22 protein-coding genes and 1 pseudogene are annotated in these 22989 nt (G+C 68.8%); 13 read left to right on the top strand and 10 right to left on the bottom strand.

The window, feature by feature from the left end:
• Positions 1-4: 4 nt before the first annotated feature.
• Together AC5Y5E_RS25295 and AC5Y5E_RS25290 are read right to left on the bottom strand one after the other, a co-directional pair.
• Positions 5-1438: a class I adenylate-forming enzyme family protein gene (locus AC5Y5E_RS25295; protein WP_499905947.1), complete on the bottom strand. Its 1434-nt coding sequence runs from the start codon at positions 1436-1438 to the stop codon at positions 5-7.
• Positions 1439-1446: 8 nt separating this feature from the next.
• Positions 1447-2136 carry a hypothetical protein gene (locus AC5Y5E_RS25290; RefSeq protein ID WP_499906375.1) on the bottom strand — a complete coding sequence of 230 codons (690 nt, stop codon included), beginning with the start codon at positions 2134-2136 and terminating at the stop codon, positions 1447-1449.
• 199 nt (positions 2137-2335) lie between these two features.
• Between AC5Y5E_RS25290 and AC5Y5E_RS25285 the strand changes: the two genes are divergently transcribed.
• The 7 genes and pseudogenes from AC5Y5E_RS25285 (at position 2336) to AC5Y5E_RS25255 (ending at position 7459) form a co-directional block, all read left to right on the top strand.
• Positions 2336-2818, top strand: a complete 483-nt coding sequence (locus AC5Y5E_RS25285; RefSeq protein WP_499905945.1) for a carboxymuconolactone decarboxylase family protein — start codon at positions 2336-2338, stop codon at positions 2816-2818.
• A 19-nt stretch (positions 2819-2837) separates the two neighbouring features.
• The gene (locus AC5Y5E_RS25280; RefSeq protein ID WP_499905943.1) at positions 2838-3461 is read left to right on the top strand and encodes a nitroreductase family protein; all 624 of its coding nucleotides are present in this window, start codon (positions 2838-2840) and stop codon (positions 3459-3461) included.
• Positions 3462-3479: 18 nt separating this feature from the next.
• Positions 3480-3974, top strand: a complete 495-nt coding sequence (locus AC5Y5E_RS25275) for an SRPBCC family protein (protein ID WP_499905942.1) — start codon at positions 3480-3482, stop codon at positions 3972-3974.
• 457 nt (positions 3975-4431) lie between these two features.
• Positions 4432-4869 (top strand): annotated as a pseudogene (locus tag AC5Y5E_RS25270) (Fur family transcriptional regulator); the annotation flags it as partial.
• A gap of 325 nt (positions 4870-5194) precedes the next feature.
• Positions 5195-5683 carry an Rv1352/Rv1906c domain-containing protein gene (locus tag AC5Y5E_RS25265; protein ID WP_499905941.1) on the top strand — a complete coding sequence of 163 codons (489 nt, stop codon included), beginning with the start codon at positions 5195-5197 and terminating at the stop codon, positions 5681-5683.
• A 16-nt stretch (positions 5684-5699) separates the two neighbouring features.
• Positions 5700-6680, top strand: coding sequence for an FAD-dependent oxidoreductase (locus tag AC5Y5E_RS25260; RefSeq protein ID WP_499905939.1), 981 nt, complete (start codon positions 5700-5702; stop codon positions 6678-6680).
• Positions 6677-7459, top strand: a complete 783-nt coding sequence (locus AC5Y5E_RS25255; RefSeq protein ID WP_499905937.1) for an enoyl-CoA hydratase/isomerase family protein — start codon at positions 6677-6679, stop codon at positions 7457-7459. Before AC5Y5E_RS25260 ends, AC5Y5E_RS25255 begins: the two co-directional genes overlap by 4 nt.
• 3 nt (positions 7460-7462) lie before the next feature.
• On the opposite strand, the gene AC5Y5E_RS25250 is transcribed toward AC5Y5E_RS25255, so the two are convergent.
• A complete protein-coding gene (locus AC5Y5E_RS25250; RefSeq protein ID WP_499905935.1) occupies positions 7463-7855 on the bottom strand; it encodes a phage holin family protein in 393 nt (130 codons plus the stop codon).
• Positions 7856-8067: 212 nt separating this feature from the next.
• On the opposite strand from AC5Y5E_RS25250, the gene AC5Y5E_RS25245 reads away from it, so the two are divergent.
• Positions 8068-9318 (top strand): PE family protein, encoded by a 1251-nt coding sequence (locus AC5Y5E_RS25245; protein ID WP_499905934.1) that lies wholly within the window; start codon positions 8068-8070, stop codon positions 9316-9318.
• 32 nt (positions 9319-9350) lie between these two features.
• Here AC5Y5E_RS25245 and AC5Y5E_RS25240 read toward each other — a convergent pair whose 3' ends face one another.
• On the bottom strand, positions 9351-10418 hold the full coding sequence (locus AC5Y5E_RS25240) for an amidohydrolase family protein (protein ID WP_499905932.1): 1068 nt from the start codon (positions 10416-10418) through the stop codon (positions 9351-9353).
• Here AC5Y5E_RS25240 and AC5Y5E_RS25235 point away from each other — a divergent pair.
• A complete protein-coding gene (locus tag AC5Y5E_RS25235; RefSeq protein WP_499905931.1) occupies positions 10408-11745 on the top strand; it encodes an MFS transporter in 1338 nt (445 codons plus the stop codon). The two genes, AC5Y5E_RS25240 and AC5Y5E_RS25235, sit on opposite strands and share 11 nt — an antisense overlap.
• A 2-nt stretch (positions 11746-11747) precedes the next feature.
• On the opposite strand, the gene AC5Y5E_RS25230 is transcribed toward AC5Y5E_RS25235, so the two are convergent.
• Positions 11748-13037, bottom strand: coding sequence for a competence/damage-inducible protein A (locus AC5Y5E_RS25230; protein ID WP_499905930.1), 1290 nt, complete (start codon positions 13035-13037; stop codon positions 11748-11750).
• Positions 13038-13091: 54 nt separating this feature from the next.
• On the opposite strand from AC5Y5E_RS25230, the gene lipJ reads away from it, so the two are divergent.
• On the top strand, positions 13092-14447 hold the full coding sequence (gene lipJ, locus AC5Y5E_RS25225) for a bifunctional lipase/adenylate cyclase LipJ (RefSeq protein WP_499905928.1): 1356 nt from the start codon (positions 13092-13094) through the stop codon (positions 14445-14447).
• Positions 14444-14938, top strand: coding sequence for a macro domain-containing protein (locus AC5Y5E_RS25220; RefSeq protein ID WP_499905927.1), 495 nt, complete (start codon positions 14444-14446; stop codon positions 14936-14938). The genes lipJ and AC5Y5E_RS25220 overlap by 4 nt, the downstream gene beginning before the upstream one ends.
• Here AC5Y5E_RS25220 and AC5Y5E_RS25215 read toward each other — a convergent pair.
• On the bottom strand, positions 14935-15240 hold the full coding sequence (locus AC5Y5E_RS25215) for an MTH1187 family thiamine-binding protein (RefSeq protein WP_499905926.1): 306 nt from the start codon (positions 15238-15240) through the stop codon (positions 14935-14937). The genes AC5Y5E_RS25220 and AC5Y5E_RS25215 overlap by 4 nt on opposite strands.
• A 51-nt stretch (positions 15241-15291) precedes the next feature.
• On the opposite strand from AC5Y5E_RS25215, the gene dtd reads away from it, so the two are divergent.
• Positions 15292-15723 carry a D-aminoacyl-tRNA deacylase gene (gene dtd, locus AC5Y5E_RS25210; protein ID WP_499905924.1) on the top strand — a complete coding sequence of 144 codons (432 nt, stop codon included), beginning with the start codon at positions 15292-15294 and terminating at the stop codon, positions 15721-15723.
• 43 nt (positions 15724-15766) lie between these two features.
• Positions 15767-16684: a class I SAM-dependent methyltransferase gene (locus AC5Y5E_RS25205; RefSeq protein WP_499905923.1), complete on the top strand. Its 918-nt coding sequence runs from the start codon at positions 15767-15769 to the stop codon at positions 16682-16684.
• Positions 16685-16690: 6 nt separating this feature from the next.
• Here AC5Y5E_RS25205 and AC5Y5E_RS25200 read toward each other — a convergent pair whose 3' ends face one another.
• The 4 genes from AC5Y5E_RS25200 to AC5Y5E_RS25185 all read right to left on the bottom strand — a co-directional run bounded on the left by AC5Y5E_RS25200 (position 16691) and on the right by AC5Y5E_RS25185 (position 22905).
• Positions 16691-17716, bottom strand: a complete 1026-nt coding sequence (locus tag AC5Y5E_RS25200) for an alcohol dehydrogenase catalytic domain-containing protein (RefSeq protein WP_499905921.1) — start codon at positions 17714-17716, stop codon at positions 16691-16693.
• Positions 17717-17744: 28 nt separating this feature from the next.
• Complete coding sequence (locus AC5Y5E_RS25195) at positions 17745-19685, bottom strand: flavin-containing monooxygenase (protein WP_499905919.1); 1941 nt, start codon at positions 19683-19685, stop codon at positions 17745-17747.
• Between the two features lie 104 nt (positions 19686-19789).
• Positions 19790-21148, bottom strand: coding sequence for an HNH endonuclease signature motif containing protein (locus AC5Y5E_RS25190; protein ID WP_499905918.1), 1359 nt, complete (start codon positions 21146-21148; stop codon positions 19790-19792).
• A gap of 83 nt (positions 21149-21231) precedes the next feature.
• Positions 21232-22905 carry a PE family protein gene (locus AC5Y5E_RS25185; RefSeq protein WP_499905916.1) on the bottom strand — a complete coding sequence of 558 codons (1674 nt, stop codon included), beginning with the start codon at positions 22903-22905 and terminating at the stop codon, positions 21232-21234.
• Positions 22906-22989 lie beyond the last annotated feature (84 nt).

The raw sequence follows: 22989 nt of genomic DNA, 5'->3' as shown, positions 1-22989 counted from the left end.
GACTTCAGGCGCTATCCGCGATGAGCGCGGCGATCTGGCGGCGGCTGACCTTGCCGGTCGCGTTGTACGGAATCTGATCGACGACCGCCAGGCGCTCGGGCAGCTTGAAGTACGCGATCAAGTCGCGGCAGTGCGATCGCAACTGCTCGAGTGTCACTGGGGCGCAGGCCACTACGGCGGCCCCGACCCGCTGGCCGAGCTCGTCGTCGGCCACGCCGGCGACCGCGACGTCGCTGACCGCCGGATGCGAACGCAATGCCTCCTCGACTTCGACCGGTCCGAATTTTTCTCCCCCACGGTTGATCGTGTCACTCAGCCGGCCGCACGGGAAGATGTAGCCGTCCGGATCCCGGCGGGCGAGATCACCGGTGCGCAGCCAGCCTTCGGTGACGTTCTGGGTGGTGTTCACCCACAGCTCCCCGACGGTTCCGGGCGCGACGTCCTCGCCGCTGGCCGGGTCCACGACCCGCACGTCCACCCCGGGCAGCGGCCGGCCGACCGAACCGGCACGGGCCGGATCGCGATGATCCTGAGGCAGCAGCGTCGTGTACGCCCCGAGCGTCTCCGTCTGGCCGAACACGTTGGCGAACGCGACGTGCGGAAGCGCGGCCATTGCCCTGCGCACCAACGCAATTGGCGCGGCGGCGGCCCCGTACGCGATGGCCACCAGGGACGTCAGGTCGCTGGTCGCAAAGTCCGGGTGATCGAGGATGCGCTGCAGCATCGTCGGCACCATGAAGGTGGCCGTCACCCGATGCTCCGCCACCAGCCGCAGCCACTCGCCGGCATCGAAGCGCGGCTGCACCACCGAGGTGTTTCCCGAGTACAAACTGCCGAGGGTGCCAAGGGAGCCGCCGACGTGAAAGAACGGGACACACATCATGCCCACCGCGGGCGCGGCGTCCACCCGGAACGGCGCGGCCATCCCGGTGATCCGCGCGGTGAGCTGCCGGGTGGAGATGCCGACGGCCTTGGGGAGTCCGGTCGTGCCGCTGGTGAACAGGACCAGGGCTTCCCCGTCGTCGACGGGCGGCGCGGGCTCGGGCCCGTCATCGGTGAGATCGGCGAGCGTCAAGACCGTCGATGCACCCGCGTCGCGCACCCGCCCGACGTACTGCTCCCCCGCGACCGCCACGTCCGCACAGCCGGCATTCTTGAGGAGTCCCTGCAGCTCCGGCGGAGTCAGCGCGGGATTCATCAGCGCGGCGGCGGCGCCGATTCGCGCCGCCCCGAGCAAGGTCGCAATCGACAGCAGGCTGCCGTTGTCGACCACCGCGACCCGCTGCCCGGGCGCCACGCCCCGGGCGGCCAGGGCCGTAACGCACCGTCGCACCGTCGCCGCGAGTTCGCCGTAGCTGATGGTGCGCCCGTCGATGATCAGGGCGGCGCGGGTGGGATCGCCGGTCGCCGCGGCCTCGTGGATCGTCCCGGTGTTCATCCGCGGTCCTAATAAAGCGGCGACCACTCGGAGGTGCGCAGCAGCCGGCTGGTCCACTGGTCGCGCAGGTCCAGGGCGTCGTACATCCATGTCCCGGGGGCGCGGTACTCGGCGGGAATGTGGGTGCGGAGTAGATCGAGCAACGCCTCCGGCCGACTGATGCGTTGCATGAGGATCACCTCACGGCGCACATGGCTGCCGAGCGCGGGCTGGAAGGCCGCGTGCATGCTCAGCATGGATGACGGTTGGTCGAGGCTCTTGGCGTAGACCTCGCCGCATCTGACGATGTACTCCTCGAACTTGTCCTCGTACGGCCACATGGTGTCCTCCATGTAGAGGCTCATCTCGTGCTCTCGCCCGTCGACCGGCACCTCGTCGAGGGCCACCTCCTGCAGCGGCGACCACGGCAGCGGGACCAGCAGCTTGGCGTCGACCTCGTGGCGGAGCTCGTCGAGGTGGCGCATCCACTCCTGCAGATCGCCCTTCTGGACCCGCGTGGTCAGGCGCTCCCAGGCCGCGCCGTCGCGGACGGCGGTCACGGTGACCACCGTGTAGGCGGGTCCACTGCCATGGGCCTGGTTCGCGTACCAGAGCAACCGCGCGTCGCTCCCGCCGGCGAGTATGGGCATCCAGCCCTGTCGAAACGCTGCCTCGAAGTCATCCTCGCTGCGGCCCCGCACCTTGTGCACTTCGTGCATGAACAGCACGCACAAACCTCCACATTCGGGACGCTCGCCCGATGAGCGCCCTCAATCCACGGACGGTAGCCAACCAAATTTTCGGGTCCGCGCCGGGTATACATATGCACAGTTGCATGCGAGCGCCGACCTAGACAGCCGAGTTGAGAATCTGGTTTGCTCGACTAGGTAACGATCTTTCCCGGGCAGGAGTTCACGGATGGCCCGAGTCAATGTCCCGGATGGCCCCGGTGGCGATGCCGCCATGATCTGGTCGCTACGGCCGCCGCTCGGCTCCATGGTCGAGCGGATGATTCGGGGCGCATACCAGCAGAGCATCCTGCCGGCCGAGGAGCGTGAGCTGGCCCGGATGCGAATCGCTCAGATCAACGACTGCGTCGCCTGCTCGGACTTCCGGGCGCAGTCGGTGCTGGACGCGGGGGTAGCCCCCGAGCTGTACGACAATGTCGCCGCGTACGTCAGCTACCCCGGCTACACCACGCGCCAGCGCCTGGCCATCGAGTATGCGGACCGCTTCGCCACCGATCACGCGTCGATGGGCGACGCGTTCTTCGACCGGCTGCGGCAGTCGTTCTCCGACGAGGAGATCCTCGATCTCACGCTGTGTGTCGCGGTGTTCCTGGGCCTGGGGCGTTCGCTGACCGTCCTGGGTGTCGACCAGTCCTGTGCGATCGACCTCTAACCCCGTCGGGAAGGACCTAATGGACCTCGCTTCGGTCGACGACTTGCTGACCACCACCCGGGCGGTGCGCAGACGCCTTGACCTGAGCAGGCCGGTCGGTCGCGATGTGATCCTCGAGTGCATCCGGCTCGCGATGCAGGCGCCGACCGCGAGCAACGCGCAGGACTGGCGATGGCTGGTGATCACCGATCCCGACAAGCGCGCCGCGATCGGCGACATTTACCGCAGCGTCGGCGCCGAGTACCTCGCGTACGCGGCCAAGGAGGCGTCCGATCCGCAGACCCAGCGCGTGTACGCCGGCGCGCTGGCCCTGACTGACACGCTGGCCCGGGTGCCCGTCCACGTGATCCCTTGTCTGGACAACCGCATCGACAACTCGAATCTGCTGACCGCCGCGTCGGCCTGGGCGTCGATCATCCCGGCGGGCTGGAGCTTCCTGCTGGCCCTGCGGTCGCGTGGGCTGGGATCGGTGTGGACCACAATGCATCTGGCCAAGGAGAAGGAGGTGGCCGAGTTGCTCGGCATTCCGCCGACCGCCACCCAGGCCGCGCTGTTCCCGGTCGCCTACACCATCGGCACCGACTTTCGGCCGGCCGCGCGGCCGCCCGCGGAGACGATCACTTATTGGGATTCCTGGGGATAGCCTGGTTGGAGAGAACTGATGCAGTCCTACACCGTGCGATTCCACGTCGACGCGCCGCCGCGGAAGGTATGGCGGGTGCTGCACCCACCGGTGCCGCCGAACGCGCCCCGGCCGCGGGTGCTCACGTGGCCCACCGGCAGCATGGAAATCCTCAACGAAGGCAATGAGGCCGGCGAGGGCCTGGTGCGCACCTGCATCTTCCCGGTACCCAAGTACCTGCTCTCCGGCGGCAAGGGGCGGTCCTGGGAGAGCGTGACCGAGGCCGAGATCAATAAGTTGTCGCGGTACGTAGCGGTCGGCGCGCCGCTGTGGTCCCGCGCGGAGGGCTATCACGAACTCGAGGAGCAGCCCGACGGCACCACCGTGCTGACGTTCCACGAGACCTACCATGCCTACAACCCGGTGCTGCGCTTCTTCCTGGAGCGCCCCGTGCACGCGAGGATTTCTCGCGACAACCTCGACACGTACGAGCACGCGCTGGGCTACGCGGGCAAGGTGCGCCGGCTGACGTAAATCCGTTCTCACGGCAAGTCTCGCTACGCATTTCGGCGCGCGCCGAGGCGTTCGTCGTGCCGAACATGTCAGACCCCGGGTGCACAACCGGTGCTGGGTGTGCCGACAGTGGCCGCTCCCGCCGACGCGGCATAGCCGCCCCGCAAATCCGAAGACAAATGACCGGCGGTACGTTCCAGACGCAAATTACGGTCTACTGGAATGCCTTTGCGCTCAGGGGAACACACGCGTCGCCGACGGTCGGCACCTATGTTAAAAACCCGGAACGATTTGTGCGAAAACGCACAATCTGAGGCGCAAGCCCCCTAGCCTTGGCTCCGCCGTGAAAACATCGTTCCCATGCGGTCGTCACGGGCGTCGTACCATCGGAGGGTTTCCCGGCCCGACGGAAGGGGTCAGAGGCTTGGTCGATTCCACGAAAAACATCAGTTCCAGAAATGGTTTGCATTTCGTGCAGGTGCCCCAGTTGGCGAGTTACACCGAACGCCTGCGCAACGCCGACCTCCGCGTGACCCGCCCGCGGATCGCGGTGCTCCATTCCGTGCAACTGAATCCGCACGCCGACACGGAAACCATCATCGGGGCAGTGCGCGCCAGCCTCCCCGATGTGTCGCGGCAGGCCGTGTACGACATCCTGCACGCGCTGACCGACGTGGGTCTGTTGCGACGGGTTCAGCCGCCGGGCTCGGTCGCCCGCTACGAAACCCGAGTGGGCGACAACCACCATCACACGGTCTGCAGGACCTGCGGGGCGATCGAAGACGTCGACTGCGTGACCGGTGCGGCGCCCTGCTTATCCGTTCCGGACCCCAACGGCTTCCACGTCGACGGGGCCGAGATCATCTATTGGGGCCTTTGTCCCGGCTGTTGGGCTTCGGACGGGTCGCGAGCCAACGACGCCCACCACCCCACCACCCAGATTCCGGATCAAATACCGTGCCCGAGCGACGACCCTCCAGTCCCCAACGACATCGGCCAACCGGTGCTGGCGCCATCCACGCCGGCTGCGGGGTGGCTTGCCCCCGGCCCGGTCACGCCCATTACCGTCTTGAAGGCGGCCGGAATTGGAACAGGCGGGCTGGGAGCCAACGCCGGGTGGGCTCGCTACGACATCGCTGATGCCACAGTGGCCAGCAACGGGCCGCGCGAGGAGCCTTCCTCTGCGCGCTCGGTCAACATCGATGTGAAATGAGTCGCTCACGCCGGTAAGCTGCTGGTTCATGGGGTCCAAGGTGAAAGCATCCGTGGTGGGGCTGCTCCTCGCGTGCTGGGCCGTGTCCGCGGGAGTCGCCGGCGCCGATCCGGAGCCGACGCCGCCGCCCTCACCCGGGCCGTCACCGTCACCGGGCGCCTCACCTGCATCGGCACCGAAGACGGCGATCGACCACGACGGCACGTACGCGGTCGGCACCGACATCGCGCCGGGCATCTACAGCTCGGCGGGTCCCGTCGGCGACGGCACCTGCTACTGGAAGCGGTCGGGCAACCCCGACGGCAACCTCATCGACAACGCCCTGAGCAAGAAGCCACAGGTCGTGCAGATCGATCCGACCGACAAGTCCTTCAAGACAACGGGCTGCCAGCCGTGGCAGCTGACCCCGGACGCCGCCGTGCCGCCCAGTGCGCCGCCCGCGGGTGTGCAAGGCACCCTCGGCATTCTCAACGGGCTGCTCGGCGGCCAGAACGGCCAGCAACCCCCCCATTCCTGACGGGAGCTTGCTGCCATTGGCAAGTGACGCGGGTGACCAGCAGCACATCGTCGTCGTCGGCGCCGGCGTCAGCGGTTTGACGTCGGCCGTGTGCCTGGCCGAAGCGGGTTGGCCGGTGCGGGTGTGGGCGGCCGAGCTGCCGCAACAGACGACCTCGGCGGTGGCGGGCGCGGTATGGGCTCCCCCGCGACCCGCCGAACGCGCCGCGGCGACCCTGCGTTGGAGCGAGCACTCCCTGGAAATGTTCACCAAGCTGGCCGACGAGCCCGGCACCGGCGTTCGCATGGCACCGGCGCTGGCGGTCGGGGAATTCGTCGAAGCACAGGCGGCCTCGCCGGTGGCCGAGCTCATCCCAGACCTGCGCCCGGCGGACCCGGGCGACGTCCCGGAGGGCTTCGGCGCCGGGTTCCGCGCCACCATGCCGATGATCGACATGCCGCACTATCTCGACTACCTGACCCGGCGGCTGGCCGCGGCCGGCTGCGAAATCGAGACGCGCCCGGTCGCGTCCTTGGCCGAGGTCGCCGACGCGGCACCGATCGTCGTCAACTGCGCCGGGCTCGGCGCGGGGGCGTTGGTAGGCGATAACAGTGTGCGGCCGCTGTTCGGCCAGCACGTCGTCCTGACCAATCCCGGTCTGCGGCAACTGTTTATCGAGCTGAACGAGGATCCGGAATGGACCTGTTTCTTCCCGCACCCGCAGCGCGTGGTGTGCGGCGGCATCAGCATCCCCGACCGCTGGGACACCACCCCGGATCCCGAGGTGACCGACCGCATCCTGCAACGGTGCCGCCGGATCGAGCCACGACTCGGCGAGGCCGAGGTGCTCGAGACGATCACCGCGCTCCGTCCCGACCGGCCGTCGGTGCGGGTGGAAGCCGAGCCGCTCGGGCGGGCCCGGTGCGTCCACAACTACGGCCACGGCGGCAACGGCGTGACCCTGTCGTGGGGGTGCGCGCGCGACGTGGTGCGTCTGGCCGACGGAGTTGCTCGGTGAGCATCGACTACCGGCTGGACGATCACGTCGCCACTATCACGATCAACCGTCCGGAGACCCGAAACTCGTTGGACATGGCCCACTTTCGCGACTTGGCCCACACCTGGGCGGCGTTCCGCGACGACGAACGGGCCTGGGTTGCCGTGATCACCGGCGTCGGCCGGGACTTCTGCACGGGCGCCGACCTCAAGAAGTTCATCCCCGAGCTCACCGGCGACCTGCCCAGGCCCGCGGGGTGGAACAAGGACGACGCCATCCACGCGGTGCTGCACCGGTTCCCGGTGTACAAGCCGATCGTCGCCGCGGTGAACGGGACGTGCGTCGCGGGCGGCTTCGAGATGCTGACCTCCACCGACATCCGGGTCGCCGTCCCCGAGGCGCGCTTCGCGGTGATGGAGCCCAAGCGCGGCCTCTTCGCCGGCGGCGGGAGCACCGTGCGGCTGCCGCGTCAGATGCCCTACCCGTTGGCGATGGAGCTGCTGCTGACGGCCGACATGGTGGACGCGGAACGGGCCCTGGCCATGGGACTGATCAACCGGGTGGTCCCGGCGGATCGGCTGATGGACACCGCTTACGACTTCGCCGAGCGCATCGTTGCCAACGCCCCCTTGGCGGTCTTCGCGACGAAGCAGTCCGCCGTCGAAGGGTTGGCCCTCGACCTCAAGGCTGCCTACGACAACGAAACCCGGCACAGCGACCGCGTTTTCGAGACCGAGGACGCCAGGGAGGGGCCGCGCGCGTTCGCCGAGAAGCGACCGCCGCGCTGGCGGGCGCGCTGAGCCTCAGGCGCGCGTGACGTCCCGAATGACCAGCGACAGCACCCAGCTCACGATGGACAGCATGATCGCGGCCCAGATCGCCGTCCACCAGAAGTGATCGATCTCCAGTCCCCAGTGGGTGGTGTGCACCGTGATCCACGAGGTGATCCACAACATCAACGCGTTGATGACGATATGGAAGAGGCCGAGGGTCACGATGTACAGCGGGATCGACAGGATCTGAACGACGGGCTTGATGAACGCGTTGACCAGACCGAAGATCACGGCGACGACGAAGATGATGCCGATCGTCTGCAACGTGGTGCTGCCGCCGACGAACCTCATGCCGTGCACGAAAAGGGTGACGATCCACATGGCGAGTCCGCTCAATGTGGCGCGAAGCAGAAAAGGGCCCATGCGGGAAATCCTCCCACCCGGCTCAGTTCAGGTGTAGTGCGACACGCGTCCAGCTAACCCGGTGACCAGCGGGGCTTGCTCACGGATGCCCCGGCCTCGGCGATATCGAGTGGAGCACCGATGAGTGTCTAACGCGCGACTACTGGTGGTGACGTCGTTGTCGCGCAATACTGCTTACCAGCCGGGGGCGATTACGCGGCAGGAGGACAGCGATGTCTTATTTCTTGACGGCGGCCCCAGAGTTCCTGACTTCGGCGGCAACAGATCTGTCCAGCATCGGCTCGACGCTTACCGCGGCCAAGTCAGCGGCGGCGGCCCCGACGACGGGGGTGCTGGCCGCGGCCGAGGACGAGGTGTCGGCGGCCATTGCCTCGCTGTTCTCCGCCCACGGTGAAAGTTTTCAGGCGCTCGGTGCGCAGGCGGCGGCGTTTCATGACCAGTTTGTGCAGGCGTTGACCGCCGGTGCGGGATCCTATGTCGGCGCGGAGGCTGCCAATGTTGCAGCTTTTACGGCCAATCCCGCGCAGACGATCCAGCAGGATCTTCTCGGTTTGATCAACGCGCCCAGCCTGGCACTGACTGGGCGCCCGCTGATCGGCAACGGCGCCAACGGGGCCCCTGGGACCGGGCAAAACGGTGGGAACGGTGGCTGGCTGCTCGGCAATGGTGGGGCCGGCGGCAGCGGTGGGAACGGCGAAAACGGCGGCAACGGCGGAGCCGCCGGACTGTTCGGAGTCGGCGGGGCCGGCGGGACCGGTGGGGTCGGCAGCACCACCGGCGGGCTCGGCGGGGCCGGTGGGGCTGGCGGGCTGCTGTGGGGCAATGGCGGGGCCGGCGGCACCGGCGGGGCCGCCACCACCGGGATCGGCGGGGCCGGCGGGATCGGCGGGGCCGGCGGGGCGCTGTGGGGCAACGGCGGCGTCGGCGGGCTCGGCGGTTTCGGCACCACCAACGGCGGGGCCGGCGGGGCCGGCGGGGCCGGCGGGCTGTTCGGCACCGGGGGGGCCGGCGGCGGCGGCGCGTCCGCCGCCAGCAGTGGCGGGGCCGGCGGGGCCGGCGGGGCCGGGGGCCTGTTGTACGGCGCCGGCGGCGCGGGTGGGGCCGGCGGCACCGGCAACGGCGTGAACGGCGGCGCGGGCGGGGCCGGCGGCAATGCCGGCCTGCTGTTCGGCGACGGCGGCGACGGCGGCACAGGCGGGCTCGGCCTCGCCGCGGGCGGTCACGGCGGTCAAGGCGGCAAAGGTGGGCTCATCATCGGCAACGGCGGCGCCGGAGGCGGCGGCGGGGCCGGCGTCCTCGCCCCGGGCGGTAGCGGCGGCAACGGCGGCAATGGCGGCCTATTTGTCGGCAACGGTGGTAACGGCGGCAACGCCGCGGCTGGTACTCCACCGGGCACACCCGGTACCGGCGGCACCGGCTCGCTGATCCTGCTCGGCGCACCCGGCAACAACGGGACGCCATAGCCAGCGGCGTCGACGAAACCCGCGGCCGCGACCTAATTCAGGTTGTAGAAGCGCTGCGCGTTCAGTGCGCCGATCTTCTCGCGCGCCTCCTCGCTGATGTCCGCGCGCGTCCGCAGGTGCTTGGTGCTCTCCGGCCATTCGCCGTCCCAGTGCGGGTAATCGCTGGCGAACATGATGAAGTCGGCGCCCAGCACGTCGATCACGCCGGGGAGGATCGGTTCCTCCGGCTCGCACGTCACGAAGATGTTGCCCGCGGCCAGGTACTCGTGCGGATCGCGGCGCCAGCCGCGCTCGACCCAGTCGCCCCGCTTCTCGTAATGCTCGTGCAGGCGATCGATGAAGAACGGGACCCACCCCGCGCCCGCCTCGAGGAACGCGACCCGCAACTGGGGATGCCGCTCGAAGACGCCGCCGGAGACCATCGCGGTCATCGCCGTCATCTGGTCGAAGGGAAAGCTGATGCAGTGCACCTGAATGTAATTGGTGAATCGGTCCACGCCGATCTTCGGCAGGTGGATGCCGGGTGCGCCGTGCACGCCCAGCGGCATCTGAAGCTCGACGGCGGCGGCGTAGAACGGATCGAGATCGGGGTGGTCGAGGTTACGGGCCTTGAGCGCCGGGGGGATCAGCGTCGCCACCAGCCCGAGCTCCTTGGCCTCGGTCATCACGTCGATGGCCGCCTGGCCGTGTTCGATCGGGGTGACCGCCACGCCGCGCAGCCGGCCCCCCGAGGATGCGCAGTAATCCGCGATCCACTGGTTGTAGAGCCGCGAGAACCCCGCGGCGAATTCCGGGTCCTCCAAGCTGGGCGCGCACAGTCCCATGCTCGGATACAGCACCATGGTGTCGATGTGATCGCGGTCGGCGTCGCCCAGCACGCCCTCGGGTGAGCGGCAATTGATGTCGGGTGCCTTGCTGATCCCGTGCTCGGGCGGGCAACCCGCGCCGGGACCCTCGTCCTCCGGGTAGTTGCGGCCCTCGAACACCAACCGCAGCCGCCCGTCCGTGCTGGGCCTGACGTGGTCGGGCCAGCGCTTGATCGCTTCGATCGCCAGCGAGGAGTTCTCGGCAACGTGTCCATCGGCGTCGATGATTCGCATGTATCCGGAACTTACTCTCGCGCATCGCCGCCCGGTACTGCACGATGCTGAAGTGACCACACAAAGCCCTCGAAAGAAGTTGACCGCCGACCAGCGAAACTCGTTCGTCGCGGCGCTGCTGGGCTGGACGATGGACGCGTTCGACTACTTCATCGTCGTGCTCGTCTACGCCGACATCGCCAAGACGTTCCATATCAGCAAGGCGGAGGTCGCGTTCGTCACGACGGCAACCCTGATCATGCGCCCCGTCGGCGCGCTGCTGTTCGGGCTGTGGGCCGACCGCGTCGGGCGGCGGCTCCCGCTGATGGTCGACGTGATGTTCTACTCGGTGGTGGGGTTCCTGTGCGCGTTCGCGCCCAATTTCACCGTTCTGGTGGTGCTGCGGCTGCTGTATGGCATTGGCATGGGCGGTGAGTGGGGGTTGGGGGCCGCGCTGGCCATGGAGAAGGTTCCGGTGGAGCGGCGCGGGTTCTTCTCGGGGCTACTGCAGGAGGGTTACGCGTTCGGTTATCTGCTGGCGAGCGTCGCGTCGCTGGTGGTGATGAACTGGCTCGGGTTGTCGTGGCGCTGGCTGTTCGCCCTGAGCATCATCCCGGCACTGATCAGCCTCATCATCCGGTACCGCGTGGAGGAGTCCGAGGTGTGGGAGGCCGCGCAGGACCGGATGCGGCTCACCAGCACCAGGATCCGCGACGTGCTGCGCGACGCGGCGATCATCCGCCGATTCTTCTACCTGGTGCTGCTGATGACCGCCTTCAACTGGATGAGCCACGGCACCCAGGACGTCTACCCCACGTTCTTGGGGGCCACGGGCAATCACGGCGCCGGCCTGCCCAGCGCGACCGTCAAGGTGATCGTCATCGTCTACAACATCGGCGCCATCATCGGCGGCCTGTTCTTCGGCACGATGTCGCAGCGGTTCGGCCGCCGCTACACGATCATCTTCTGCGCGTTGTTGGGCCTGCCGATCGTGCCGCTGTTCGCCTACTCGCACGGCGCGGCGATGCTGTGCCTCGGCTCGTTTCTGATGCAGCTCTGCGTGCAGGGCGCGTGGGGCGTCATCCCCGCGCATCTCACCGAGATGTCCCCGGACGCCATCCGCGGCCTCTACCCCGGCGTGACCTACCAGCTCGGCAACCTGTTGGCCGCGTTCAACCTGCCCATCCAGGAGCGCCTGGCCGAGTCGCACGGCTACCCCTTCGCGCTGGCGGCGACGATCGTGCCGGTGCTGATTGCCGTGGCGTTCCTCACGCTGATCGGCAAGGATGCCACGGGGATTCGCTTCGGCACCTCCGAAAGCGCTTTCTTGCCAACCGAAATGACGTGAGGCTATTCGGCGGCGCCGAGCATGCGCAGCAGCAGGTGCATCGCGACCGTCGTCGACCGCTCGCGGACGTCGGAGCGGTTCCCGGGCAGCCGCAGCATTCGGGTATCGGTGCGGCCGTCACCCAGTATCACGGTGAAACACACTGTGCCGACGGGCTTTTCCGGGGTGCCGCCGCCCGGGCCGGCGATCCCGGTGATCGCGACGGCGGTGTCGGCACCGAAGCGCTTCAGCGCGCCCGCCGCCATGGCCTCGGCCACCGGCTCGGACACCGCGCCGTGTTTTTCGATCAGCGCCGGGTCGACGCCCAGTAGTTGGGCCTTCGCCTCGTTGGAATAGGACACGACGCCGCCCGCCACATAGTCCGAGGACCCGGCCCGATCGGTCAGCCGCGCCGCCAGCAGGCCCGCAGTGCAGGACTCCGCCGTCGCGATCCAGCGGCCTTGCAGCAACCGCGCAACCAGGTCGTCCACCTTCGAGCCGTCTTCGGAGTAGATCTGATTTCCGTGGCGCTCGCGCAGCACCTCGGTCAGGCGCGCGTAGGCGTCAGCGGCGTCGGGCTCGTAGCGCGTAACCATTTCGATCTCCCCGCGGCGCAGGCAGGTGGTGATCTCCAGGCGCCCGAAGCCGGGGACGGATTTCTCGGCGTCCCGCAGCGTCTCGGCCAGCCCCGACTCGGGCAGGCCGAACATCCGGATCATGTCCTGCCGGTAGGACGTTCGGCCGGCGATCGCCTCCTGCGCGGCGGGCGTCTCGATTGCGGTGTGCCACATGGGTTGTAGCTCGCGCGGCGGTCCCGGAAGCACAATCACCGTGGGCTTGCCGGGCACCACCACGCCCGGTGCGGTGCCGACGGGGTCGAGCACCTGCGCGCCTTCGGGGACCATCGCCTGCTTACGGTTGGCGGCCCTGATCGACTCGAAAGTGCCGGGGTCAAGAGCGGATTGGAACGCGGGATTGCGGCTCATCAATCTCTTGAGGATCTCGGCGATCTTGTTCTCGGTTTTCTCGTCGAGGACCAGCTCGCGGCCGCAGAAGCGCGCCACTACCTCGACGGTCATGTCGTCGGCCGTCGGGCCGAGCCCACCGCTGGTCACGATCAGGTCGACGCCCTGCTCGGCCATGAAACGCAGCTGCGCCTCGATGTCGGCCGGGCGGTCACCGCAGATGGTGATGTGCGCTAGCTCGACGCCCAGCTCCAGCAGGCGGTCGGCGATCCAGGGACCGTTCGCGTCCTTAACGCGCCCGGTGAGGACTTCGGTTCCGGTGACGACGATGCCTGCACGTGCGCTCACCGGCATGAGCCTACTGGCGTGTCTTGTGTCGGTTGACTGCACTAGCCTGAGGCGGTGGCCGGGACGTCTGCGCCGCGGATTCGCTACGCCAAATGCGGTGATATCGACATCGCCTACCAGGTCTTCGGCGAAGGCCCGGTCGACCTGGTCTTGCTGGCGGGACCGTCGATACCGATCGACTCGATCGACGCCGAGCCCTCCCTGTACCGCTTCTACCGGCGCCTGGCGTCGTTCAGCCGCGTGATCCGCTTCGATTTCCGCGGAATGGGCCTGTCGTCGCGGGTGGCCTCGCTGGAGATGATCGGGCCGAAGTTCTGGGCGGAGGACGCGATCGCCGTGATGGATGCGGTCGGCAGCGAGCAGGCGTCCATCCTCGCGACGAGCTACAACGCGATGAGTGGGCTGGTGCTTGCCGCCGACTACGCCGAACGGGTGCGCAGCCTGGTGATCGTCAATGGCACGGCGCGGGTGCTGTGGGCGCCCGACTACCCCGTCGGCGCGCGGCCCAGCGCCACCGACCCGTTCACGTCCGTCGCGATCGAGCCCGATGCGGTTGAACAGGGGTTCGACGTGCTGGGAATCATCGCGCCCAGCGTCGCGCGCGACGACGCGTTTCGGGCGTGGTGGGACATCGCCGGCAACCGCGCGGCGTCACCGAGCATGGCGCGTGCCGTGAGCAAAGTAGTGACCGAGAGCGACGTGCGCGACACACTCCCCCGCATCGGCGTGAAAACCCTTGTCCTGCATCGTGATAACGTCAAATTCATCTTAGTGGACAATGGTCGTTACCTGGCGCAGCACATCGCCGGCGCACGCTATGTCGAACTGCCGGGCGAAGATTCGCTGTACTGGGTCGGCGACGCCGGGCCGATGCTCGGGGAAATCGAGGAGTTCATCACCGGCGTTCGCGGGGGCTCCGACAGTGAGCGCGTGCTCACCACGATCGTGTTCACCGACATCGTCGGCGGCACCCAGCGCGCCGCCGAACTCGGCGACCAACGCTGGCGAGATCTGCTCGACCGGCACGACAACGTGGTCCGCGGGGAGATCAGGCGATTCGGCGGGACCGAAAGAAACCGGGCCGGTGACGGATTCCTCGCGACGTTTGTGAGTCCCAGCGCCGCAATTTCGTTCGCCGACGCCGTCGTCGAGGCGGTGCGTGTGCTCGGCGTCGAGGTGCGGGTCGGCATTCACGCGGGCGAGATCGAGGTTCGCGGCAACGACGTCGCCGGGCTGTCGGTACACATCGGTGCGCGCGTTTCGGCGCTGGCCGGGCCGAGCGAGGTGCTGGTGTCCTCGACCTTGCGCGACATCGTCGCCGGCTCCGGGCGCGACTTCGCGCCGCGCGGTGAGTACGAGCTCAAGGGCGTGCCGGACTTGTGGCGGCTTTACGCGGTGGTCCGCCGATGATCGAGCTCGAGGTTTTGCAGGCGGACGTGACCAGGCTCGACGTCGACGCGATCACCAACGCGGCCAACACACAGCTGCGGCACGGTGGGGGTGTCGCTGCGGCCATCGCCCGCGCCGGCGGGGCCGAGGTGCAACGTGAGTCCACGGAGAAAGCGCCGATCGGGCTCGGGGACGCGGTCGAAACCACCGCCGGCGACATGCCGGCGCGCTACGTGATCCACGCGGCGACGATGGAGCCGGGTGGCCCGACGTCCGCCGAGATCATCACGCGCGCAACGGCTTCCACGTTACGGAAGGCCGACGAACTCGGCTGCCGCTCGCTCGCGCTGGTGGCATTCGGCACCGGCGTCGGCGGCTTCCCGCTCGAAAATGCGGCACGGCTGATGGTCGACGTCGTCCGGCAACACCCGCCGAGCTCGCTGGAAAAGGTCGTGTTCGCGGTCCACGGCGACGCGGCCGAGCGGGCGTTCCGGGACGCGGTACGCGGCTAACCGCCGGCCAGATGACGCTCGACGGTGGCGACCTTCTGCGTCATCGCGTCGTGGGCCCCGGCTCGCCAATCCACCTTGATCACCGTGCTGACCCGGGGCGCGCGGGCGGCCACCGCCTCGACGGCGCGCTGGACGACGCCCATCACCTGCTCCCAGCTGGCGCCCTCGATCACGGTGAACATGGAGTCGGTCTTGTTGGGCAGGCCGGACTCGCGCACCACGCGAACCGCGTCGGCGACTATCTCGCCGACGCCCTCGCCGACGCCCAGCCGGGTGACCGAAAACGCGACGAGCACCGACACGTTACGAGCCTACCCAACCTTCTCGTGGCGAACCTGGCAGCATCGAGGGCCATGCGGGTTCTGGTGCAACGGGTCTCGTCGGCGTCGGTGTCGGTCGACGGCCGGGAGGTGGGAGCCGTCCGGCCGGACGGCCAGGGCCTGTTGGCGTTCGTCGGTGTCACCCACAGCGACGATCCCGACAAGGCGCGCCGGCTGGCCGAAAAGCTCTGGAATCTGCGCATTCTCGCCGGCGAACGGTCCGCGTCCGATGTCGACGCGCCCATCCTGGTGGTCAGCCAGTTCACCCTGTACGCCGACACCGCCAAGGGCCGGCGTCCGTCCTGGAACGCGGCTGCACCCGCAGAGCTCGCCGAACCGCTGGTGGTGGTGTTCGCGGACGCGTTGCGAGCGCTGGGCGCCGAGGTGCAGACCGGCGTGTTCGGCGCGCACATGGATGTCGAATTGGTGAACGACGGCCCGGTCACGGTGATGCTGGAGCTGTGACGGCAGCGGCGCGGGTACGTTGGTTGTTCATGAGCGGTTTTTCATGAGCACCACGCCGGAATTCGGTTCGCTTCGTTCCGACGACGATCAGTGGGACATCGTCAGTGGCGTGGGCTACACCGCGCTGCTGGTGGCGGGATGGCGGGCGCTGCACGCGGTGGGACCGCAACCGCTGGTCCGCGACGATTACGCGAAGCTGTTCATCGCCGCCTCGCAGGACCCGTACCTGGCCGGTGTGCTAGCCAATCCCGGAACCTCCGACGACGAGACGGCCTTTCCGCGCCTCTACGGCGTGCAAACCCGGTTCTTCGACGACTTCTTCACGTCCGCCGGCGCCGCGGGCATCCGGCAAGCGGTGATCGTCGCCGCCGGATTGGACTCGCGGGCCTATCGCCTGGAATGGCCTTCCGGCACGACGGTTTTCGAGGTCGATCTGCCCGCAGTCCTGGAATTCAAGGCCCGCGTCCTCGGTGAGCACGGCGCCACGCCCAAGGCTCGCCGCGTCGAGGTCGGGGCCGACCTGCGCACGGAGTGGTCGCGCACGTTGGAAGAGGCCGGCTTCGACACCGAGACGCCCAGCGCCTGGTCGGTGGAGGGGGTGCTGCCCTACCTGACCGACGAAGCCCAGAACGCGCTCTTCACCCGCATCAGCGGGCTCAGCGCGCCCGGCAGCCGAATCGCCATCGGCGCGCTGGGCTCGCGGTTGGACCGCCAGCAGCTCGCCGCCCTCGAAGCCGACCACCCCGGCGTGAACATGTCCGGCGACGTGGACTTCTCCGCCCTCACCTACGAACCCACGTCCGACCCGGCGGAGTCGCTCGCCGCGCACGGCTGGGCGGTCGAACCGGTCCGCAACACGCTGGACCTGCAGGCCGGCTACGGGATGACCCCGCCGGAGGTCGACGTCAAGATCGACGCTTTCATGCACTCGCAATACATCACGGCGACGCGCTCGGGCTGAGCCGAGTCAAGGCGTCAGCAGGACCTTCACCTCGTCCCCGGACCGCGCCTCGGCGGTCGCGTAGCCCTTGGCCGCCTCGTCCAGCGGCAGTGTGGTGGTGAAGATTCCGTCGACGTCGAGCCGGCCGGACCGCAGCAGCGGGATCAACTCCGGCCACGTCCGCTGGACCGGCGCCGTGGTCATCCGCAGCGTGATGCTGCGAATCAGGCAGCCCAGGGCGTTGAGCGGATACGGATTCATATCGTGCACACCGACCACCGAGACGGTGCCTCCCGCCCGCACCGCATTGAGCGCGTCGGTCAGGGACGCGTCCGTGGCGACGGCGTCGATCACGGCGTCGGCGCCGCGGCCCCCCGTCGCCGCGAGGATGGCCTCGACCGCCGGCGCCTTTATCGGCGTGGCTCCCCACCGGGCGGCGCGGTCCAGCCGGCCATCGACCTGATCGACGGCGAAAATCGTTGCGGCGCCCTGGAAAAGCGCGCTGCGCAGTGAGCACAGCCCGACGGCGCCCAGTCCGATCACGGCCACCGTGCCGCCGAGCGGAATATCGGCGCGCTGCGCGGCGGCCCAGCCGGTGGCCAGGTTGTCGGTCAACAGGAGCGCCTGCTCGGTGCTGATCCCCTCGGGGGTCTTCAGCAGCTGAAAATCGGCGGCGGGCACGGCGAGCAGATCGGCCTGCGCACCGCCGAGCAGACCCCCGCCGAAGATCTGAAACCCGGAGTAGCAGAGGACCGGATCGCGGGTGGCACAGCCCGGGCAGTGGCCGCAGCCGGTCACCGAGGACACCATGACCTGGTCGCCGGCCTTGACCGTACGCACCTCGGGTCCGACTTCCACGACGGTGCCGACGGCTTCGTGGCCCAGCGCAATCGGCTCGGGCATCGGGAAATCGGCCTCGTAGAAGTGCAGATCGGATCCGCAGATGCCGGCGGCGGTGACTTCGACGATGGCTCCGTCCGGGCCGGGCAGCGCGGGATCCGGGCGGGTCTCCACTCGAATGTTGCGGGGTCCGTCGACGACTACCGTGCGCATGCTGATGTGCTCACTTTCGCTCTCGCACTCACTCTTTTTGTCGCACAAGAAATTGCGACCAGTCGGGCTCGCGCACCGCGGCCCAGTACTCGTTGAGGCGCCACGGGCTGACGGTGTGGATCTCGCCGTCGGCGTTCTTGAAATAGGAATGCTTGACCGCGGGGTGCGACCAGACCATCTTCTTGATCTGCGTTTGTGTCCGTTCGTGCCATGCGGTGGCGGCCTCGGCCTTGGGCTCGATCGAATGCAGCCTCTGCTCCGCGAGCCGCCGCAGGCACTGGTCGACGTAGCGCATCTGCAGTTCGGATTGGAAGATCAGGCTGCCGCCGTGGGCGAGGTGGGTTCCGGGTCCGTAGATGATGAAGAAGTTCGGGAATCCCGGCACGGTGATGCCCAGGTGGGCGTACGGTCGACTCCCCCACATCTCGTGCAGGCCAATCCCGTTGCGGCCCCGCACTTTCAGCGGCCACAGCACATCGGTGTGCCGGAATCCGGTGGCGTAGACAATGACGTCCACGTCGTGCGTAACGCCGTCCTCGGTAACGACGCCGTGCGGCGTGATCTTTTGGATCGGCGTGCGCACCAGCTCGACGTTGTCCCGTTGCAGCGTCCGCAACCAGCTGCCGTTGTCCTGGAGGGTCCGCTTGCCCGTGGCGGGGTAGTCGGGCAGCACCTTGTCCAACAGCTCTTGGGAGTCCGGGCCCTCGCCGACCTGGCTGGTGATCCACTGCGAGAACATCATTCGCGCGGCGGCGTTGATGTCGCTGACGGCGTAGTCCTGATCGGCGTAATTCGGGTCACCCTCCGCCGCGTCGAGGCCCTTGTCGGCGCCGGGCCACAGCACGAGGAACCGATACCACCGCCCGTAGAACGGCAGGTGGCGCATCGCCCAGCGCACGCCGTCGCCGACCTCGTCGTGGTACATGGCGTTCGGAAACATCCATTGCGCGGTCCGCTGGAACACCGTCAGCCGCTCGACTTGGTCGGCGATCGCGGGTGCGATCTGAAATCCGCTGGCGCCGGCCCCGATCAGAGCGACCCGCTTGCCCGTCAGGTCGACCGAGTGATCCCAGGCGGCGGAGTGAAACGACGGTCCCTCGAAGCTGTCGGCCCCGTCGAATTCGGGGATATTCGGCCGGTTCAGCTGCCCGACCGCGGTGACGACGGCACGCGCGGTGATCGTGCTCGTCTCACCGTCGGCGCTGCGCAGGGAGACGGTCCACGCCCCATCTGGGTCGTTCCACTCGGCCGCGACCACCTCGGTGTTCCACCGGACGTGCTGGGCCAGGTCGTGCTTGTTCATCACCCCGGTGAAATAGTCCTGCAGCTCGTGCTGCTCGGCGAAGAAGTGAGTCCATTTGTTGTTGGGTTCGAAGCTGTAGCAATAGAAATGGTTCGCGACATCGACACGGGCGCCGGGATAGCTGTTCTCCCACCACGTTCCGCCGGGCCCGGCGTTCTTTTCGACGATGGTGAACGGGATGTTGGCTTGCTTGAGGCGGATTCCGGCCAGAATGCCCGATTCGCCGCACCCGACCACCAGGACCGGTAGCTCGGCGGCGGCTTCGGCCGGCAGCGCGGCCGGGCGACGGGGGTCGACGCCCTCGAGATCCATCTCCTCGAGGATCAGCGGCAGGTAATCGTCGGTCACGTGTTCGCAGGCGGCCCAGTCCATCATCTCGCGGATGAGCTCTGCGCTCAGAGGCTCGGGTTCGGGACAACCGCGATCCCGGTAATCGGTGATCACCGGCAGCGCCGCCGCGCGGGCGCGGGCCTTGTCCTCCTCGGACATGAACCCCTGGACCTCGTTGAGGAAGATCCCCATGGGTTTGAAGTCCCGGATGAACCGCGGGTCGCCAGTGATGTGGACGAGCGAGAGCAGCAAGGTCGGGACGCTGACATCCTCGAGCGCGACAGCGATTTCGGCCGTCGGGGTGGTGAACGGATGGCCGGCATAGCGGCTGCGCATTAAGCCGATCCTTCCGGTAGGCGGGGCTCTCCAATTACGCTACGCATGGTTTCGTAATTGGCAGGACCACGCTACCGCGTGACGGCGGAGCCGATCAAGAGCCGCTACGGGTCATCATCGGTGTCGCGCAGGAATCGTTCGGGGTGGTGGAAGCTGTTGGTGCGGGGTTGTCCGCGGTCGAGGTGGGGTGGGGGTAGCCATTCGGTTTCGCCGCGGGTGTTGGTGCGGGTGGTCCAGCCTTGTTCGGCGAGGCGGTTGTCGGGGCCGCAGGCCAGGGTGAGGTCGTCGATGTCGGTGCGGCGGGTGGTTTTCCAGCCGGTGACGTGGTGGACCTGGCTGTGATAGGCCGGGGCGTCGCAGCCGGGTTTGGTGCAGCCGCGATCGCGAGCGTGGAGCATGATTCGCTGTGCCGGGCTGGCCAGGCGTTTGGTGTGGTAGAGCGCCAGCGGCTTGGCTTGGTCGAAGATGGCGAGGTAGTGGTGGGCGTGGCCGGCCCAGCGGATCACGTCCGACATCGGCACCAAGGTGCCCCCGCCGGTCAGCGCCTTGCCGGTGGCCGCCTCCAGCTCCCGCAGCGTGGTGGTGGCAACGATCGACACCGGTAACCCGTTGTGGGTGCCCAGCTTGCCGGAGGCGAACAGGGCACGCAGCCCGGCGAGGAAGGCGTCGTGGTTGCGCTGGGCGCTGGATCGGGTGTCGCGGCGCACCGCATCCTGGTCGGGATCGTCATCGACCACGGGGGTTTCGTCGTCGGGGTTGCACGCGCCGGGGGCGGCCAGCTTAGCCAGCATGGCTTCGATCGCGGCCCGCAATTCGGGAGTGATCAACCCGGTGAGGCGCGACATCCCGTCGAGTTCCTGGGCGCCCAGCGTGATGCCGCGCCGGCGGGCCCGCTGCGTGTCGCTGTATTCGCCGTCCGGGTGCAGCCAGTCCATGATCCGCTGGGCGTATTTGGCCAATTCATCAGGCCGATAGCCGCGGGCCTTGCCGGCCAGATCGGCCTCGGCGGCCTCCCGGGTGCCCGGGTCGACGTCGTCGGGCAGCTGGGCGAAAAAGCTGCGGATGACCTTCACGTGCCCGTCGCCGATGCAGCCGTCGCGTTGGGCGGCCGCGGTCGCGGCCAACTGTGGTGCCAGCGGCTCCCCGGTCAGCGCCCGGCGTTCACCCAAATCCTCGGCCTCGGCGATACGCCGGCCGGCCTCGCCCTTGGTGACGCGCAACCGGTCGGCCAGCGCACCACGCAGCGTGCCACCGAGTTCTTCAGCGCTGGCTTGGGCGGCGAGTTGATTGATCAGCGTGTGCTGCGGGGCGCGCAGCCGACGCGCCGCGCCTTCCATGCGCTCGAGAGCCCGCAACCGTTCCGGGGTGGTGAGCATGTCAAAAGACAAGTCGCACAGGCGCTTCAGGTCGTGATCGAGCGCGTCGAAAACCTCGACGATCTCCTCACGACTGCTCGCATCCATAACCCGAATCGTACGAACGGCCACCGACAACAAACGCCGATATGTGACCCCTGAAGCCAGAGTGACACAAGGGATTTCAGCGACTAGGGAGTTCCGTGCTTGCCGGGCGCGCCGAAGTGACCGCCGAGGCCGCCGGTGCCGCCGTGCCCGGTGCCGAAACCGTTGCCGCCGTTGCCGCCGACGCCGAAGATCGATGGGTTGTAGGTGCCCATGTCGATGATCCCGGCGTTGCCCCCGTTGCCGCCGTTGGCCGGGCCGCCGCCGGTGCCGGCGTCGCCGCCGACGCCGCCGGCACCGAAGAACCCAAGGCCCGCGCCGCCGTCGCCGCCGTTGTTGCCGCCGGTACCGGCGGGAGCGGCGCCGCCGTGCCCGCCGGCACCGCCTATTGCGCCCTGAAGCGCCGCGGCCAGGCCGCCCGCCCCACCGGTGCCGCCGTTGCCGAGGGCCGAGGCGCCGCCGGCTCCGCCCGCACCGCCACCGGCGATGCCATTCACCGTGGCGGCTTCGCCGCCGGCCCCGCCGGCGCCGCCGGTCGCGATGCCACTGGCGGCACCGCCGGCCCCACCGTTGCCGCCGACGGAAGCGCCCCACCCGAAGAAGTCGGGGGCGGCGGCGGCACCGCCGGCCCCGCCGGCCCCGGCGGTGCTCCCGAGGCCGGCAGCGGCGCCGCCGGCTCCGCCAAGGCCGCCTTGGGCCAAGTCGATTCCGAAGAAGCCGGACGAACCGCTGTTCCCGCCGGCGCCGCCTGCGCCGCCGGTGCCCCCGAGGCCGGTGGCGTCGCCGCCGATCCCGCCGTTCCCGCCGAGGCTCAAGTCAATCCCGAAGGGGAGGCGGGCGAAGCCCTGGCCGCCGTTGCCGCCGGCCCCGCCAATACCGACGGTGGCGGCGCCGCCGTGCCCGCCGGCGCCACCGAAGCCAAGGAAGAGGCCGGTCTGGTTGCCGCCGGCCCCGCCGGCCCCACCGTTCCCGGTGCCGGTGGCGTCGCCGCCGGTCCCGCCAGCCCCGCCGATGCCTGAGAAGAAGCCGGCGTTGCCGCCGGCACCGCCGGCCCCGCCGTTCAAGGCGCCGCCCGCGGACGCGCCGGCCCCGCCGGCGCCACCAAAGCCGAACAGCAGCGCGTTGCCGCCTGCCCCGCCGGCCCCGCCGCCGGTCCCGCCGGCGCCGCCGATACCGCCACTGCCAGCGAGCCACCCGCCGGTGCCGCCACGGCCGCCCGCCATGCCGGCACCCCCCGTGCCGCCTGTTCCGCCGGCGCCGATGAGGCCGGCGGGTCCGCCGGCACCGCCGTTCATACCGGCGCCACCTGAGCCGCCGGTGCCGCCGTTACCCCAGATGAGCCCGCCCGGCCCGCCAGCCGCCCCGGTGCCGGCCGCGCCGTCGGTGCCGTTGCCGATCAGCGGGCGCCCCAACAGCAGTTCGGTGGGGGTGTTGATCGCGCCCAGCGCGTCTTGCGCAGCGGTCTGCAGCGGGTTCGCGCTGGCTGCCTCGGTCGCCGCGTAGGCGCCGCCGGCGCCCTGCAGAAGCTGGACGAATTGGGCGTGGAAGGCCGCCGCCTGGGCGCTGACGTACTGGTATTGGGCGGCGTGGCTGGAGAACAAGGAAGCGATCGTCGTCGACACCTCATCGCTTGCCGCGGCCAGAACGCCGGTGGTGTTGGCCGCCGCGGCCGAACGGGCCGCATTCAGCGTCGAACCGATATTCGCCACATTCTCTGCCGCCGCCGCCACCGCCTCCGGCACCGCAACCACAAACGACATCCGACAACCTCCAGGTCACCCGCCCTCAGCGGATGTTAGGCATCCCGGGCCGCTAATTCGATATGTTTACAACAATTCAAAGCT

The organism is Mycobacterium sp. NGS54 (assembly GCF_059812465.1).
The sequence above is the reverse complement of the archived record's forward strand: the minus strand, read 5'-3'. Positions and strand labels throughout refer to the sequence as shown.

Excerpts from the sequence above, each read along its gene's own strand:
- AC5Y5E_RS25265 (WP_499905941.1), top strand. The coding sequence starts at position 5,195 with ATGGGGTCCAAGGTGAAAGCATCCGTGGTGGGGCTGCTCCTCGCGTGC.
- AC5Y5E_RS25200 (WP_499905921.1), bottom strand. The coding sequence starts at position 17,716 with ATGCGCACGGTAGTCGTCGACGGACCCCGCAACATTCGAGTGGAGACC.
- dtd (WP_499905924.1), top strand. The coding sequence starts at position 15,292 with ATGCGGGTTCTGGTGCAACGGGTCTCGTCGGCGTCGGTGTCGGTCGAC.
- AC5Y5E_RS25185 (WP_499905916.1), bottom strand. The coding sequence starts at position 22,905 with ATGTCGTTTGTGGTTGCGGTGCCGGAGGCGGTGGCGGCGGCGGCAGAG.
- AC5Y5E_RS25245 (WP_499905934.1), top strand. The coding sequence starts at position 8,068 with ATGTCTTATTTCTTGACGGCGGCCCCAGAGTTCCTGACTTCGGCGGCA.
- AC5Y5E_RS25275 (WP_499905942.1), top strand. The coding sequence starts at position 3,480 with ATGCAGTCCTACACCGTGCGATTCCACGTCGACGCGCCGCCGCGGAAG.
- AC5Y5E_RS25295 (WP_499905947.1), bottom strand. The coding sequence starts at position 1,438 with ATGAACACCGGGACGATCCACGAGGCCGCGGCGACCGGCGATCCCACC.
- AC5Y5E_RS25220 (WP_499905927.1), top strand. The coding sequence starts at position 14,444 with ATGATCGAGCTCGAGGTTTTGCAGGCGGACGTGACCAGGCTCGACGTC.
- AC5Y5E_RS25285 (WP_499905945.1), top strand. The coding sequence starts at position 2,336 with ATGGCCCGAGTCAATGTCCCGGATGGCCCCGGTGGCGATGCCGCCATG.
- AC5Y5E_RS25280 (WP_499905943.1), top strand. The coding sequence starts at position 2,838 with ATGGACCTCGCTTCGGTCGACGACTTGCTGACCACCACCCGGGCGGTG.
- AC5Y5E_RS25240 (WP_499905932.1), bottom strand. The coding sequence starts at position 10,418 with ATGCGAATCATCGACGCCGATGGACACGTTGCCGAGAACTCCTCGCTG.
- AC5Y5E_RS25250 (WP_499905935.1), bottom strand. The coding sequence starts at position 7,855 with ATGGGCCCTTTTCTGCTTCGCGCCACATTGAGCGGACTCGCCATGTGG.
- AC5Y5E_RS25235 (WP_499905931.1), top strand. The coding sequence starts at position 10,408 with ATGATTCGCATGTATCCGGAACTTACTCTCGCGCATCGCCGCCCGGTA.
- AC5Y5E_RS25195 (WP_499905919.1), bottom strand. The coding sequence starts at position 19,685 with ATGCGCAGCCGCTATGCCGGCCATCCGTTCACCACCCCGACGGCCGAA.
- AC5Y5E_RS25290 (WP_499906375.1), bottom strand. The coding sequence starts at position 2,136 with ATGCACGAAGTGCACAAGGTGCGGGGCCGCAGCGAGGATGACTTCGAG.
- AC5Y5E_RS25190 (WP_499905918.1), bottom strand. The coding sequence starts at position 21,148 with ATGGATGCGAGCAGTCGTGAGGAGATCGTCGAGGTTTTCGACGCGCTC.
- AC5Y5E_RS25205 (WP_499905923.1), top strand. The coding sequence starts at position 15,767 with ATGAGCACCACGCCGGAATTCGGTTCGCTTCGTTCCGACGACGATCAG.